Origin of the sequence: Xanthomonas hortorum pv. pelargonii, assembly GCF_024499015.1 — a bacterium.
Lineage (GTDB): Bacteria > Pseudomonadota > Gammaproteobacteria > Xanthomonadales > Xanthomonadaceae > Xanthomonas > Xanthomonas hortorum_B.
In genome coordinates this window covers 4906873-4920332 of the sequence record NZ_CP098604.1, presented here as the reverse complement: position 1 = coordinate 4920332, position 13460 = coordinate 4906873, and the positions used below count along the sequence as shown (strand labels likewise).

The window sequence follows — 13460 nt, the reverse complement described above, 5'->3', positions numbered from 1 at the left end:
GGCGTGTACCACGCGTACATGCCAGTTCTGAGTGCGCCGTCCACGCCCAGGTGCCCCGTGCTCGCGACGTTTTGTCAGCCACTTCAAGGCTGTGAGCTCTCGATTATCTTCGGACGCTTGGAAGCTATGCATGTGTAGGCTGCAGAGCGGTTGATCTGCGGCTTGGCTGCAGCGCCCTTGGCTTGCAGGGCCGTTGGCTTGCAGGGCCGTTGGCTTGCAGGGCCGTTGGCTGCAGGGCCCTTGCCCGCCCACCATCGCGGGACACGCCGCAAGTACGTCCGTGTAGGCTCTTACGCGGCATCCATGCCGCGTAAGGTCCCGCGACGGTGGGCGGGCAAGGACCAGTCGAGATGATCGGTGTGCGTGGTGCAAGCGATGCATGACGTGCGGTGTTCGGATAACGACGCGGCCGATCAGCTTCTCAATGCAAGCCAAGCAACGGACAAGATTTTAAGAAAACAACCGACCAACTCCCTGGTGCGGTGTCCTCACCGATTGCGGGACCGTGTGGCGGCATGGATGCCGCCACCGAGCCTCCACGCACGGATTCACGGCGTGTCCCGCAAGCGGTGGGGACACCGCGCGCCCGACCTACGTCGCTTGGGACCATCCTTCCGAGCGCTGCCTCAAGCGTAGCTCTCAGCAACCATGCCAACACCTTGCCCCACTGTCCGCTTCAACCACCCCAACAACTGCGCAGTGACGAAGGCAGGATTTTCCAGCGACGCGATATGTCCGGCATCGGGCACCAACTCGTAATCGCAGCCGATCACTTCGGCCATCAGCCATAGCTCTTCCGGCGGGCGCGGAATATCGTATTCGCCGCCCAGCAAGAACGTGTTTGCCGGATTTAGTGCCGACAACGCCTCCAACCGATCGGCACGCCCGAAGATCAACCTGCCCAGCGGCACCACCGATGCGCGCAGCTGCTCGGCCGACATCGCCGCCAATCGTTGTGCAAACGCAGCCGGCAACGCAGAGCTCAGATCGATACCGGGACGGAAAAAGATCGGCACGATCGCCTCGATCAACGCAGGCGTGATCTCCCCGCCGCCTCGATCGCATCCAGCAAGCCGAAATAGCGCATCTGAGTCGCCTGCGGTTCGGCGCCCAGAAACGTATCCATCAGCACCAGGCTGCGCACACGCTCCGGCGCAAGCAACGCAAGCTCTGCACCCCACATGCCACCGACCGACAAACCAACTACTGCGCATTGCGGCAGTTCCAGAGCATCCAGCAATAGCAGCATCTGCTCGGCAAGGTCGCCAACCGTCTGCGTGCCAGCCGGCAGCGCCGCCGATCGTCCATGTCCCCACAGCTCGGGAACGATGACCCGATAGTGCTGCGAGAGTGCGTGAATCTGCGGCTCCCACATGGCTGCGTCCCAGAGATAACTGTGGCCCAGCAGAACCGGAAAACCTTGACCGTGTTGCGCGTAGTGCAGCGTTTGACCAGCGATCGTGCAAATAGGCATTGGAAATCATGAGAGCCATGGGAGCGGCGCCACTCTAGTCCCCTGCACTTCAGATTTTTGTTGCAACGCGACAGGCGAGTTAACTGCTATTGGCTTTAACTTCCGGCATCGTGCAGGCAAAGCGAAGTGACCACCCGAATAACGAAAAACGCCCGGCATTGCCGAGCGTTTTCGAACACGAGATCAAGCAGCTGGATCAGGCAGCGACGGTATCGGCCACATCCTGATATTCCTGGATCTGATCGAAGTTCATGTAGCGGTAGATCTGGTCGCCACTGGTCTTGATCACGCCCACATCGGCCATGTACTCATCCTTGGTCGGGATGCGACCCAGACGCGAGCAGATCGCGGCCAACTCTGCCGAACCCAGATACACGTTGGTGTTGCGACCAAGGCGATTCGGGAAGTTACGCGTGGAGGTGGAGAACACCGTGGCGCCCTCGCGTGCCTGCGCCTGGTTGCCCATGCACAACGAGCAGCCCGGCATTTCCATGCGTGCGCCGGCTGCACCGAAGGTCCCGTAATGGCCTTCCTTGGTCAGCTCGGAGGCGTCCATCTTGGTTGGCGGCGCAACCCACAAACGGGTCGGGATATCGCGCTTGCCTTCCAGCAACTTGGCCGCCGCACGGAAGTGACCGATGTTGGTCATGCACGAACCGATGAAAACTTCGTCGATCGCCGCACCGGCAACTTCGGACAGCGTCTTGACGTCGTCCGGGTCGTTCGGGCATGCCACGATCGGCTCGTGGATGTCGGCCAGGTCGATCTCGATGACGGCGGCATATTCGGCGTCGGCATCGGGCTGCAGCAGCTGCGGGTCGGCCAGCCATTCTTCCATCTTCTTGATGCGACGGCCCAGCGTGCGCGCATCCGCGTAGCCTTCGGCAATCATCCAGCGCAGCAGGGTGATGTTGCTGGTCAGGTATTCGATGATCGGCGCCTTGTCCAGGTGCACGGTGCAACCGGCCGCCGAACGTTCGGCCGAGGCGTCGGACAGCTCGAACGCCTGTTCCACTTTCAGATTCGGCAAGCCTTCGATCTCCAGGATGCGGCCGGAGAAGATGTTCTTCTTGCCCTGCTTGGCCACGGTCAGCAGACCGTCCTTGATCGCGTACAGCGGGATCGCGTTGACCAGGTCACGCAGGGTCACGCCCGGCTGCATCTCACCCTTGAAACGCACCAGCACGCTCTCGGGCATGTCCAGCGGCATCACGCCGGTGGCGGCGGCAAAGGCCACCAGACCGGAACCGGCCGGGAACGAAATACCGATCGGGAAACGGGTGTGCGAGTCGCCGCCGGTGCCGACGGTGTCGGGCAGCAGCATGCGATTGAGCCAGCTGTGGATCACGCCATCGCCCGGACGCAGCGAAACGCCGCCACGGGTGGAGATGAACTCCGGCAAGGTGTGGTGGGTCTTGACGTCGACCGGCTTCGGATAAGCGGCGGTGTGGCAGAACGACTGCATCACCAGGTCGGCCGAGAAGCCCAGGCAGGCCAGGTCCTTCAGCTCGTCGCGGGTCATCGGGCCGGTGGTGTCCTGCGAGCCCACCGAGGTCATCTTCGGTTCGCAATAGGTGCCCGGGCGCATGCCCTCGCCTTCCGGCAAGCCACAGGCGCGGCCGACCATCTTCTGCGCCAGCGAGAAGCCCTTGCCGGTATCCGGCGGCACCATCGGCAGACGGAACAAGTCCGACGCCGGCAGGCCCAGGAATTCGCGTGCCTTGGCGGTGAGGCCGCGGCCCACGATCAGCGGAATGCGGCCACCGGCGCGCACTTCGTCGAACAGCACGTCCGACTTCATCGCGAACTCGGCGATCACCTGGCCGTTCTTCAGCGCCTTGCCGTCGTACGGACGCAGCTCGACCACATCGCCGTGCTCCATCTGCGACACGTCCAGCTCGATCGGCAATGCGCCGGCGTCTTCCATGGTGTTGTAGAAGATCGGCGCGATCTTCGCGCCCAGGCACACGCCACCGAAGCGCTTGTTCGGAATGAACGGAATGTCTTCGCCGGTCCACCACAGCACCGAGTTGGTCGCCGACTTGCGCGAAGAACCGGTACCGACCACATCGCCCACATAGGCGACCAGATGGCCCTTGTCCTTGAGATCGGCAATGGCCTGGATCGGGCCGCGCTTGCCGTCTTCTTCCGGCACAAAGGCCGCGCCGTCGCGCGCGTTCTTGAGCATTGCCAGCGCGTGCAGCGGGATGTCCGGGCGCGTGGTCGCATCCGGAGCCGGCGACAGGTCGTCGGTGTTGGTCTCGCCCGGCACCTTGAACACGGTGACGGTCAGGCTCTGCGGCACTTCCGGCTTGCTGGTGAACCACTCGCCCTCGGCCCAGCTCTGCAGCACGGCCTTGGCGTGCGCATTGCCGGCCTCGGCCTTTTCCTGCACGTCGTGGAACGCATCGAACACCAGCAAGGTGTGCTTGAGCGCTTCGGCGGCGGTGGCGCCCAGCTCGGCGTTGTCGAGCAGGTCGATCAGCGGCTGGATGTTGTAGCCGCCCAGCATGGTGCCGAGCAGCTCGGTGGCACGCGTGGGGTTGATCAGCGCGGTGGTTTCGGTGCCGAACGCCAGCGCGGCCAGGTACGAGGCCTTGACCTTGGCGGCGTCGTCGACGCCGGCCGGCACGCGCTGGCTGAGCAGCTCGACCAGGAACTCCGCTTCACCCGCAGGCGGGGCCTTGAGCAGCTCGATGACCTCGGCGGTCTGCTGCGCGGTCAGCGGCAGCGGCGGGATACCGAGCGCGGCGCGCTCTGCAACGTGGTGGCGATAGGCTTCCAACATGCGGATTCTCCGAAAAGACAACGAGTGAATGTGTAAAACGTGAATGTGTAATCGCGAAACGTGGATGCGTGCGGATCAGCTTGCGGGTTTGGGAACAACGATCTTCAAACCCTTGAAGTAGTCGCGGAAAAAGCCCTCGTCGCGGGTGATCAGCCCATCGCACTGGAGCATCGCGTGGGCGCCGATCAGAAAATCGGCCACCACCCGCTCGCGCTTGCCGCCGCGTGCGCGGAAGCGCTTGTTCATATGACCGGCGCGTACCGCTGCCGCTTCCTGGGTGGCTTCGTAACGCACCCCGATCGAGGCCAGCGTTTCCATCAGGTCGACCTGGGTATCGAGCATGGCCAGCACCTCGGCCACCACTGCATCGCAGACCACCACCTCGTCGCGCGCCAGCGCATCGCCGATGCAGATCTCCGACACCTCGCCGTAAACCGCATCGCCGATCAGGATGTCCAGCAGTACCGAGGAATCCAGGGCGATCATGGGTCGAACGGATCCCCGGGCGCGCGGCCACGGATGGCGCGCATGGCTTCGTCGGTGTTGGTCAGGCCGTCGACCAGCTTGAACTTGCCACGCACCTTGCGCAGCGCCTCGCTGACGTCCTTGCGCAGGATGATGCGGCCGCCGTCGAGCTCGATCTTCAGCGTGGTGCCCTTGGTCAGGCCCAGGGCATCGCGTACGGCTTTGGGCAGCGTGATCTGCCCGCGTTCGGCAACTGTGGCTTCCATGAAGGTGGCCCCGGCATAAAGTATGCAGCGATTCTACATACTTGACTTGTCGTACTCAAGGCCACATACCCAGTCTTGCAACCGAACGTACACACTGAATTAGTCACACTGTTCAGAAGAAACCTACAGCCTGCTGCCATAGGAGTGATGCATGAGCGATTCCTTTTCCACCCGCACCTCGCTTGAGGTCCACGGCAAGCGCTACGAGTACTACAGCCTGCCAAAGCTGGGCGAGCGCTTCGATATCGGCCACCTGCCCTATTCCATGAAGATCCTGCTGGAGAACCTGCTCCGGCATGAAGACGGCGGGGTCACCGTCGGCAAGGACCACATCGAGGCGGTCGCCAAGTGGGACCCCAAGGCCGAGCCCGATATCGAAATCGCCTTCATGCCCGCCCGCGTGGTGCTGCAGGACTTCACCGGCGTGCCGTGCGTGGTCGACCTGGCCGCGATGCGCGACGCGGTGGTCAAGCTCGGCGGCAACGCCGACCAGATCAACCCGCAGATTCCCTCCGAGCTGGTCATCGACCATTCCGTGCAGGTGGACGTGTTCGGGTCGGCCGATGCGCTCGACCTCAACGGCAAGATCGAATTCCAGCGCAATCAGGAACGCTACGGCTTCCTGCGTTGGGGCCAGAAGGCGTTCGAAAACTTCAAGGTGGTGCCGCCCAACACCGGCATCGTCCACCAGGTGAACCTGGAAAACCTGGCGCGCGTGGTGATGAGCGCGGACAAGGACGGGACGCAGATCGCCTATCCGGACACCGTGTTCGGCACCGACAGCCATACCACCATGATCAATGGCATCGGCGTACTGGGCTGGGGCGTTGGCGGGATCGAGGCCGAGGCGGCAATGCTGGGGCAACCGTCGTCCATGCTGATTCCACATGTGGTCGGCTTCAAGCTCAGCGGCAAGATGCCCGAAGGCGCCACCGCTACCGACCTGGTGCTCACCGTCACCCAGATGCTGCGCAAGGCCGGCGTGGTCGGCAAGTTCGTCGAGTTCTATGGCGAAGGCTTGCAGCATCTGCCGCTGGCCGACCGCGCCACCATCGGCAACATGGCACCGGAATACGGCGCCACCTGCGGCATCTTCCCGGTCGACGAAGAGTCGCTGACCTATCTGCGCCTGTCCGGCCGTAGCGAGGAGCAGATCGCGCTGGTCGAGGCTTATGCGAAGGCGCAGGGTTTGTGGCACGACGTGAACACTCCGCAGGCGCAGTACAGCGCCACGCTGGAGCTGGACATGGGCGAGGTCAAGCCGTCGCTGGCCGGCCCCAAGCGCCCGCAGGATCGCGTGCTGCTGGAAGACATGCAGACCAACTTCCGCGAGAGCCTTAAGCCCTTCGTCGATGCGCGCAGCAAGCGCCTGGGCGATATCAAACAGGAAGACCGCCTGAAGAACGAAGGCGGCGGCGGCACTGCAGTCGGCGCCAAAGCCTCGCAAGCCGAAGCCTCCAACGACAGCGGCGCCGGCTGGCAGCTACGCGATGGCTCGGTGGTGATCGCGGCGATCACGTCCTGCACCAACACCTCCAACCCGGCAGTGATGCTCGGCGCCGGCTTGCTGGCGCGTAACGCGGCCGCAAAGGGCCTGAAGGCACAGCCGTGGGTGAAGACCTCACTCGGGCCAGGCTCGCGCGTGGTCACCGATTATCTGAGCAAGGCCGGCGTGCTGGCCGATCTGGAAACGCTGGGTTTCTACGTGGTCGGCTATGGCTGCACCACCTGCATCGGCAACTCCGGCCCGCTGCCGGACGACGTCTCGGCGGCAATCGCCAAGGACGATCTGGTGGTCGCCTCAGTGTTGTCGGGCAACCGCAACTTCGAAGGCCGCGTGCATCCCGAAGTGAAGATGAACTATCTCGCTTCGCCGCCATTGGTGGTGGCTTACGCGATCGCCGGTACCACCGACATCGACCTGACCCGCGACCCGCTCGGCACCGGTAGCGACGGGCAGCCGGTCTACCTGCGCGACATCTGGCCGAGCAACAAGGAAATCGGCGACACCATCGCCGCCACCGTCGGCCCGGAGATGTTCAAGCAGAACTATGCCGACGTGTTCAAGGGCGACAGCCGCTGGAACACCATCGCCTCGCCGGATGGCGCGTTGTACGAATGGGATGCGGCCTCGACCTACATCAAGAACCCGCCCTACTTCGACGGCATGACCATGCAGGTCGGCCATGTCGAGGACGTGCATGGTGCGCGCATCATGGGCCTGTTCGGCGATTCGATCACCACCGACCACATCTCGCCGGCCGGCAACATCAAGAAGGATTCGCCGGCGGGTCGCTTCCTGCAGGAGCGCGGCGTGCAGCCGGCCGACTTCAATAGCTACGGCAGCCGTCGCGGCAACGACGATGTCATGGTGCGCGGCACCTTCGCCAACATTCGCATCAAGAACCTGATGTTCGGCGGCGAAGAAGGCGGCAACACGCTGTATTACCCCGCCGACGGTGGCCAGCCGGAAAAGCTGGCGATCTACGATGCGGCAGTGAAGTACAAGGCCGATGGCGTGCCGTTGGTGGTGCTGGCCGGCAAGGAATACGGCACCGGTTCTTCGCGCGACTGGGCCGCCAAGGGCACCAACCTGCTCGGCGTCAAGGCGGTGATCGCCGAGAGCTTCGAGCGCATCCATCGCTCCAACCTGGTCGGCATGGGCGTGCTGCCGCTGCAGTTCCTAGAGAACGAAAACGCGCAGACGCTGGGTCTGGATGGCTCCGAGGTCTTGGACATCACCGGCCTGCAAGATGGCGCCAGCCGTCGCGCTACCGTCGATGCCAAGAAGTCCGACGGCAGCGTCAAGCAGTTCCAGGTCAAGGTGCTGCTGCTCACGCCCAAGGAAGTGGAGTACTTCAAGCACGGTGGTTTGTTGCAGTACGTGCTACGCCAATTGGCTGCACGCAAGGCGGCCTGATCGCACAGCGCATTGCGCTTTACACGTTCAACGACACTCCCGCCGCTTGGCGGGAGTGTCGTTTCAGGCACGCGCTCAATGCCCGGTCGGTTCCCACTGCGCGTGATACAGCTGCCAGTCGCCGCCCTGCAATCGCCAGCCGGTGGTCACCTGATACGTCTGCGCCTGCTCGGGTAGCCAGCGCCCGCTGCCACCGGTCAGCAACGCAGTGAAACGCACGCTTGCGGTGTCACCGCGCAGCTGCACATCCACCGGCCCCAAGGTCACGCCGATCTTTTGATTGCCCAGCATCTGCAGCTGCATCAATCGCCGCAGACCGGCTACGTCCAATCCTTGTTCGCCGATAAAATCCTCGGCCACCGGCGCCATCGCATCGCCGATATCGCGTGCTTCGATCGCCTGATGCAGTTGCTCCAGCGTCGCGCGCAAGCGTTGTTCCGGCGCAGGCCGCGCGCAACCAATCAGCGCAAGCATGCACAGCACGGCGAGCCAATATCGCCATCGCAGTTGAATGCTGCCCTGCATCACACTTCGCCTTTTACATGCATGACGGTATGCTGCCACTTGCAGTCGTGCCGTGGAACACACCGCGTCACGCACCGAACACCCTGGAGGGGGGCAGATGAATCAGGCACGTCCTTGGTTACAGAGTTATCCGGCCGGCGTCGCTGCCGAGATCGATCTTGAGCAGTTCCGCACCGTTGCGGAGGTGTTCGCCACTTCGGTCGCGCGCTTCGCCGATCGCCCCGCGTATCACAGCTTCGGCAAGACCATCACCTACCGCGAAGCCGATCAGTTGGTGGAGCAATTCGCCGCCTATCTGCTTGGCGAATTGCAGTTGAAGAAAGGCGACCGCGTCGCCCTGATGATGCCCAACTGCCTGCAGTACCCGGTCGCCACGTTCGGCATCCTGCGTGCCGGTCTGACCGTGGTCAACGTCAACCCGCTGTACACCCCGCGCGAGCTCAAGCATCAGCTGATCGACTCCGGCGCCAGCGTACTGGTGGTCATCGACAACTTCGGTACCACTGTGCAGCAGGTCATCGCCGACACCCCGGTCAAGCAGGTGATCACCACCGGCCTGGGCGACATGCTCGGCTTCCCGAAAGCGGCGGTGGTCAACTTCGTCGTCAAGTACGTCAAGAAGCTGGTGCCGGAGTACCGCCTCAAGGGCGCGATCCGTTTCCGTGACGCGCTCGCGCTGGGCCGCAAGCACACAGTTCCGACGCTGCAGATCGAGCCCGACGACATCGCGTTCCTGCAATACACCGGCGGCACCACCGGCGTGGCCAAGGGCGCGATGCTCACCCACCGCAATCTGGTCGCCAACATGCAGCAGGCCCACCAGTGGCTTGCCGGCACCGGCAAGCTGGAAGAAGGCGCCGAGGTGGTGATCACCGCGCTGCCGCTGTATCACATCTTCGCACTGACCGCGAACGGCCTGGTCTTCATGAAGATCGGCGGCTGCAATCACCTGATCAGCAATCCGCGCGACATGCCCGGCTTCGTCAAGGAATTGAAGAAGACCCGCTTCACTGCCTTCACCGGCGTCAACACGCTGTTCAATGGCTTGCTCAATACGCCGGGGTTCGATCAGGTCGATTTCTCTTCGCTCAAGATGACCCTGGGCGGCGGCATGGCGGTGCAACGCTCAGTCGCCGAACGCTGGAAGAAGGTCACCGGCCTGACCCTGGTCGAGGCCTACGGCCTGACCGAGACCTCGCCGGCCGCCTGCATCAACCCGATGGATCTGAAGGACTACAACGGCTCGATCGGCCTGCCGATTCCGTCCACCGATGCCTGCATCAAGGACGACGCAGGCGCAGTGCTGCCGCAGGGCGAAATCGGCGAGCTGTGCATCAAGGGCCCGCAGGTGATGAAGGGCTATTGGAAGAAGCCTGAAGAAACCGCCAAGGTCATGGACGCCGAGGGCTGGCTGCACACCGGCGATATCGCCCGCATGGACGAGCAAGGCTTCGTCTACATCGTCGATCGCAAGAAGGACATGATTCTGGTCTCCGGCTTCAACGTCTACCCGAACGAGATCGAAGACGTGATCGCCGAGATGCCAGGCGTGCTGGAAGTGGCGGCCGTGGGCGTGCCGGACGAAAAGTCCGGCGAGATCGTCAAGGCCGTCATCGTGAAGAAGGACCCTGCCCTGACTGCCGACGCCGTGAAGGCGCATTGCCGCGCCAACCTGACCGGCTACAAGCAGCCGCGCGTGATCGAATTCCGCAAGGAACTGCCGAAAACCAACGTCGGCAAGATCCTGCGTCGCGAATTGCGGGATGCGCCGAAGGGGTAATCCTACCTGCCATCGCAGGATCGAGGCCGTTCAGCCATCATCTCGCGCCCGCAATGCCGCAAGGCCTTGCGGGCGCTTGCTTTTGCACGCATAGAATCAGCGGTCGGCGCACGCTCCTCGTTCCTCTCACTCTCCGTCCGTAAGGCGGCCGGCCGGACGGTCTTCACGGAGAACCACCATGTCTGCAGTTCAACCTTTTGTTCGCACCACGATCGGTTCCACCCTACGCGTCATCGAAGAACTGCAACGCGACGTCTACTGGATTCACATGCATGCCGATCTGGACATAAATCCAGGTCGCGCCTGCTTCTCTTCGCGCCTGGTCGACGACATCACCCGCTACCAGGTCGACCTCGGCCAGCGCCTTCTCCATGCCGGTGCGACGTCCCCACATGTGGTGTTGGCATCGGACAGCGACGTTTTCAACCTTGGCGGTGATCTGGCGCTGTTCTGCCAGTTGATTCGCGAAGGCGATCGCGCCCGCTTGCTCGACTACGCGCAGCGCTGCGTGCGCGGAGTGAACGCGTTTCACGTTGGCCTCGGCGCACGTGCGCACAGCATCGCTCTGGTCCAGGGCAATGCGCTGGGCGGCGGTTTCGAGGCGGCATTGAGCTGCCATACCATCATTGCCGAGGAAGGCGTGATGATGGGGCTACCCGAAGTCCTGTTCGATCTGTTCCCGGGCATGGGTGCCTACTCTTTCATGTGCCAGCGCGTCAGCCCGCAATTGGCGCAGCGGATCATGCTCAATGGCAATCTGTACTCGGCTGAAGAACTGCTCGCCATGGGGCTGATTGATCGCGTGGTCCCACGCGGCCAGGGTGTGGCTGCAGTGGAACAGGTGATCCGTGAGAGCAAGCGTACGCCGCACGCATGGGCAGCGATGCAGCAGGTACGCGAAATGACCACCGCCGTACCGCTGGAAGAGATGATGCGCATCACCGAGATCTGGGTAGATACAGCGATGCAGTTGGGCGAAAAATCGCTGCGCACGATGGACCGGCTGGTACGAGCGCAGTCGCGCCGCTCGGGACTCGATGCCGGCTGATGCGCCGGCCGCCCTATTCGCTATTACGGGGGGAGCACTCTTCGTCCTTGGCGCGCTTCACGCGTGCGTCGAGTGCGTCCTTTCCGGCCTGCAATTGGCCGCGCAACGCAGACAGCCGCTGCCGCCACTCTGCCTGCAATTGCCAGTCGGCCATGCGCATCAATTCGCCCCCGCTACCGGCAACCTGCGCCAGACCCAGGTTGCTGGCAACGCCACGCAATGCATGCGCGCTCTCACGCAACTGCTCCCAATCCGAACGGGTTCCATCACGCTCGATCGCACCGACGCAGTTCTGCGCATCTTCCAGGCACTGACGCACGAACTGGTGTTCGAACTCATCTCCCATACCCAGTGCAGCCAGCTCGTCCAGCACACTGGCATCGAGCACACCATCGAACATGTCCGGGATCTGCACACTTGTTGTCGGCGTGACCAAGGGCCGCGTACTGACAGCCAGATCGGCCAAGGTATCCAGCAACTTCGCTGCAACAACCGGCTTGGCCAAGAACGCACGCGCGCCGGCTTGTTCGCATGTACGAATCGCATCGGGTGTGACATCGGCACTCAATACCACAACCGGGGTGTAACGCATTCCGCTGGCCTGCATTACCCGTAATTGCTTGAGCATGTCCAGACCGCTCATGCCCGGCATATGCAGATCGACGATGACCGCATCGAAATCTTTTTCAGCCATTGCGTCCAGTACCTGCTCGGCGCCGTTGACGCACCTCACCTTGTGCCCGGCCTTTTCCAGCAACCGCTGCAACACCATGCGGTTTGCTTCGTGGTCGTCGGCCACCAGCATGCGCATGCTGCGCACGCGCGCGCGATGACGCAGAAACGGATTGGAGAACGCGATGACGTTGGAGGCTTCCAGTTCGTCTTGCGTTCCCACGAGTGCGCCGCCAGACACCTGTGCGGGTGCCGCCTGCACAGGTGCGCCGATCGCCATCGGCAGTTCGAACCAAAACACGCTACCGCTGGGCTGGTTCTCCTTGAACCCGATGCTGCCGCCCATTGCCTCCACCAACCCCTTGGCGATGGTGGTGCCAAGCCCGGTCCCCTCATAACGCCGCGACAGGCCAACGTCGGCCTGCTCGAACGCGTCGAACAGCCGCGAGCGCATATCCAGCGGCACCCCGATGCCGGTGTCTTCCACATCGAACCGCAGTCGCAGTGCGCTGCCGGCGGACACTCGCGTGATCCGCAGCAGCACATGGCCTTGCTCGGTGAATTTGACGGCATTGCCCACGATGTTGAGCAGTACCTGCCGCAGATGGCCAGTGTCACCCTTAAGCAAATCGGGAACGTCGGCAGCAACCTGGGTGCTGTAGTGCAAGCCTCGCGCCCTGGCCTGCGGCTGCAGGATCAGTCCAATCGCGCCGAGTAGCTCACGCAGCGAAAAATCGCGCTGGTCGATGCGAATCTTGCCGGCCTCGATCGCTGAAATGTCCAACACTTCTTCGACCAGCGACAGCAGGCTGCGTGCCGACGCCTGGATGGTGTTGACGCACTCCTTCTGCTCAGCATCAAGGCGCGTGGTTGCCAGCACTTCGGTCATGCCCGACAGCCCATTGAGCGGCGTGCGGAATTCGTGACTCATATTTGCCAGAAAACGGCTCTTGGCCTGATTGGCATGACGCGCCTCGCGCACCGCCCGTGTCATCGCACGCAACAGCGAATCGAAGTACAGCGGCACGGCGATCAGGCCCAGCAACAAGCCCCAGCTCAGGTATGGATTGGCTTTCCAATAGGGTGAAATCAGGATGGCGCTGAGGAAGCACAGGCTGCCCATTGCCGTAGCGGCGCGCAGATAGTTGCTGCCGTAGCGCAGACCGTTGCCGATGGTCACCCACATGCACACTGCGTACAACGGTGAGGCAGGCTCGCCCTGGATCGCCATGATGGCACCGGTGCAGGTGTAATCCAGCAGCATGCCGATCAGGCGCCGCGTGTGGGACACCTGCGGTCGCAGCAGGATCGCCACCATCAGGCCAAGCGACACCACCAGTTCGCCCACCAGGATCAACCAAGTGGCAACCAGCGTGTCGCCGTGCGTATGTTGGTAGCGCCAGCCCAGGTAAGAAATAAACAGGGTGGTGATGATGATACGGACCAGATTTTGCGCGTGTTCCGTGTCCGCCCGTCCTGACAGACGTTGCTTCAACCATGGCAGTGGAAACTTCATAGACGC

The 13460-nt window shown here is 62.9% G+C and carries 8 protein-coding genes, 1 other RNA gene and 1 pseudogene; 4 read left to right on the top strand and 6 right to left on the bottom strand.

From position 1 onward, the window contains the following. Positions 1-3: 3 nt before the first annotated feature. Positions 4-80: non-coding RNA, sX9 sRNA (locus NDY25_RS21055), on the top strand. Positions 81-626: 546 nt separating this feature from the next. On the opposite strand, the pseudogene NDY25_RS21050 reads toward NDY25_RS21055, so the two are convergent. The 4 genes and pseudogenes from NDY25_RS21050 to NDY25_RS21035 form a co-directional block, all read right to left on the bottom strand. Then, positions 627-1474 (bottom strand): annotated as a pseudogene (locus tag NDY25_RS21050) (alpha/beta fold hydrolase). Between the two features lie 196 nt (positions 1475-1670). Further along, on the bottom strand, positions 1671-4262 hold the full coding sequence (acnB, locus tag NDY25_RS21045; protein WP_023903862.1) for a bifunctional aconitate hydratase 2/2-methylisocitrate dehydratase: 2592 nt from the start codon (positions 4260-4262) through the stop codon (positions 1671-1673). A 75-nt stretch (positions 4263-4337) separates the two neighbouring features. Continuing rightward, entirely contained in the window at positions 4338-4748 is a 411-nt protein-coding gene (locus tag NDY25_RS21040) for a type II toxin-antitoxin system VapC family toxin (RefSeq protein ID WP_006451233.1), read from the bottom strand. After that, on the bottom strand, positions 4745-4993 hold the full coding sequence (locus NDY25_RS21035; RefSeq protein WP_002806474.1) for an AbrB/MazE/SpoVT family DNA-binding domain-containing protein: 249 nt from the start codon (positions 4991-4993) through the stop codon (positions 4745-4747). Before NDY25_RS21035 ends, NDY25_RS21040 begins: the two co-directional genes overlap by 4 nt. A gap of 151 nt (positions 4994-5144) precedes the next feature. Here NDY25_RS21035 and acnA point away from each other — a divergent pair, with 151 nt between their 5' ends. After that, positions 5145-7913, top strand: a complete 2769-nt coding sequence (gene acnA / locus NDY25_RS21030) for an aconitate hydratase AcnA (protein WP_168959689.1) — start codon at positions 5145-5147, stop codon at positions 7911-7913. A gap of 75 nt (positions 7914-7988) precedes the next feature. On the opposite strand, the gene NDY25_RS21025 is transcribed toward acnA, so the two are convergent. Next, complete coding sequence (locus tag NDY25_RS21025; protein WP_168959690.1) at positions 7989-8438, bottom strand: YybH family protein; 450 nt, start codon at positions 8436-8438, stop codon at positions 7989-7991. A 97-nt stretch (positions 8439-8535) separates the two neighbouring features. Between NDY25_RS21025 and rpfB the strand changes: the two genes are divergently transcribed. Further along, positions 8536-10218: a fatty acyl-CoA ligase RpfB gene (gene rpfB, locus NDY25_RS21020; protein WP_168959691.1), complete on the top strand. Its 1683-nt coding sequence runs from the start codon at positions 8536-8538 to the stop codon at positions 10216-10218. A 178-nt stretch (positions 10219-10396) separates the two neighbouring features. Further along, positions 10397-11266 (top strand): diffusible signal factor synthase RpfF, encoded by an 870-nt coding sequence (rpfF, locus tag NDY25_RS21015; protein WP_168959692.1) that lies wholly within the window; start codon positions 10397-10399, stop codon positions 11264-11266. Between the two features lie 13 nt (positions 11267-11279). Here the strand turns inward: rpfF and rpfC are convergent, their stop codons facing one another. Continuing rightward, on the bottom strand, positions 11280-13454 hold the full coding sequence (rpfC, locus tag NDY25_RS21010; RefSeq protein WP_168959693.1) for a sensor histidine kinase RpfC: 2175 nt from the start codon (positions 13452-13454) through the stop codon (positions 11280-11282). Between the last annotated feature and the right edge of the window lie 6 nt (positions 13455-13460).

Bases quoted from the DNA above. Each gene is read 5' to 3' on its own strand.
- acnB (WP_023903862.1), bottom strand. From the start codon at position 4,262: ATGTTGGAAGCCTATCGCCACCACGTTGCAGAGCGCGCCGCGCTCGGT.
- NDY25_RS21040 (WP_006451233.1), bottom strand. From the start codon at position 4,748: ATGATCGCCCTGGATTCCTCGGTACTGCTGGACATCCTGATCGGCGAT.
- NDY25_RS21035 (WP_002806474.1), bottom strand. From the start codon at position 4,993: ATGGAAGCCACAGTTGCCGAACGCGGGCAGATCACGCTGCCCAAAGCC.
- acnA (WP_168959689.1), top strand. From the start codon at position 5,145: ATGAGCGATTCCTTTTCCACCCGCACCTCGCTTGAGGTCCACGGCAAG.
- NDY25_RS21025 (WP_168959690.1), bottom strand. From the start codon at position 8,438: ATGCAGGGCAGCATTCAACTGCGATGGCGATATTGGCTCGCCGTGCTG.
- rpfB (WP_168959691.1), top strand. From the start codon at position 8,536: ATGAATCAGGCACGTCCTTGGTTACAGAGTTATCCGGCCGGCGTCGCT.
- rpfF (WP_168959692.1), top strand. From the start codon at position 10,397: ATGTCTGCAGTTCAACCTTTTGTTCGCACCACGATCGGTTCCACCCTA.
- rpfC (WP_168959693.1), bottom strand. From the start codon at position 13,454: ATGAAGTTTCCACTGCCATGGTTGAAGCAACGTCTGTCAGGACGGGCG.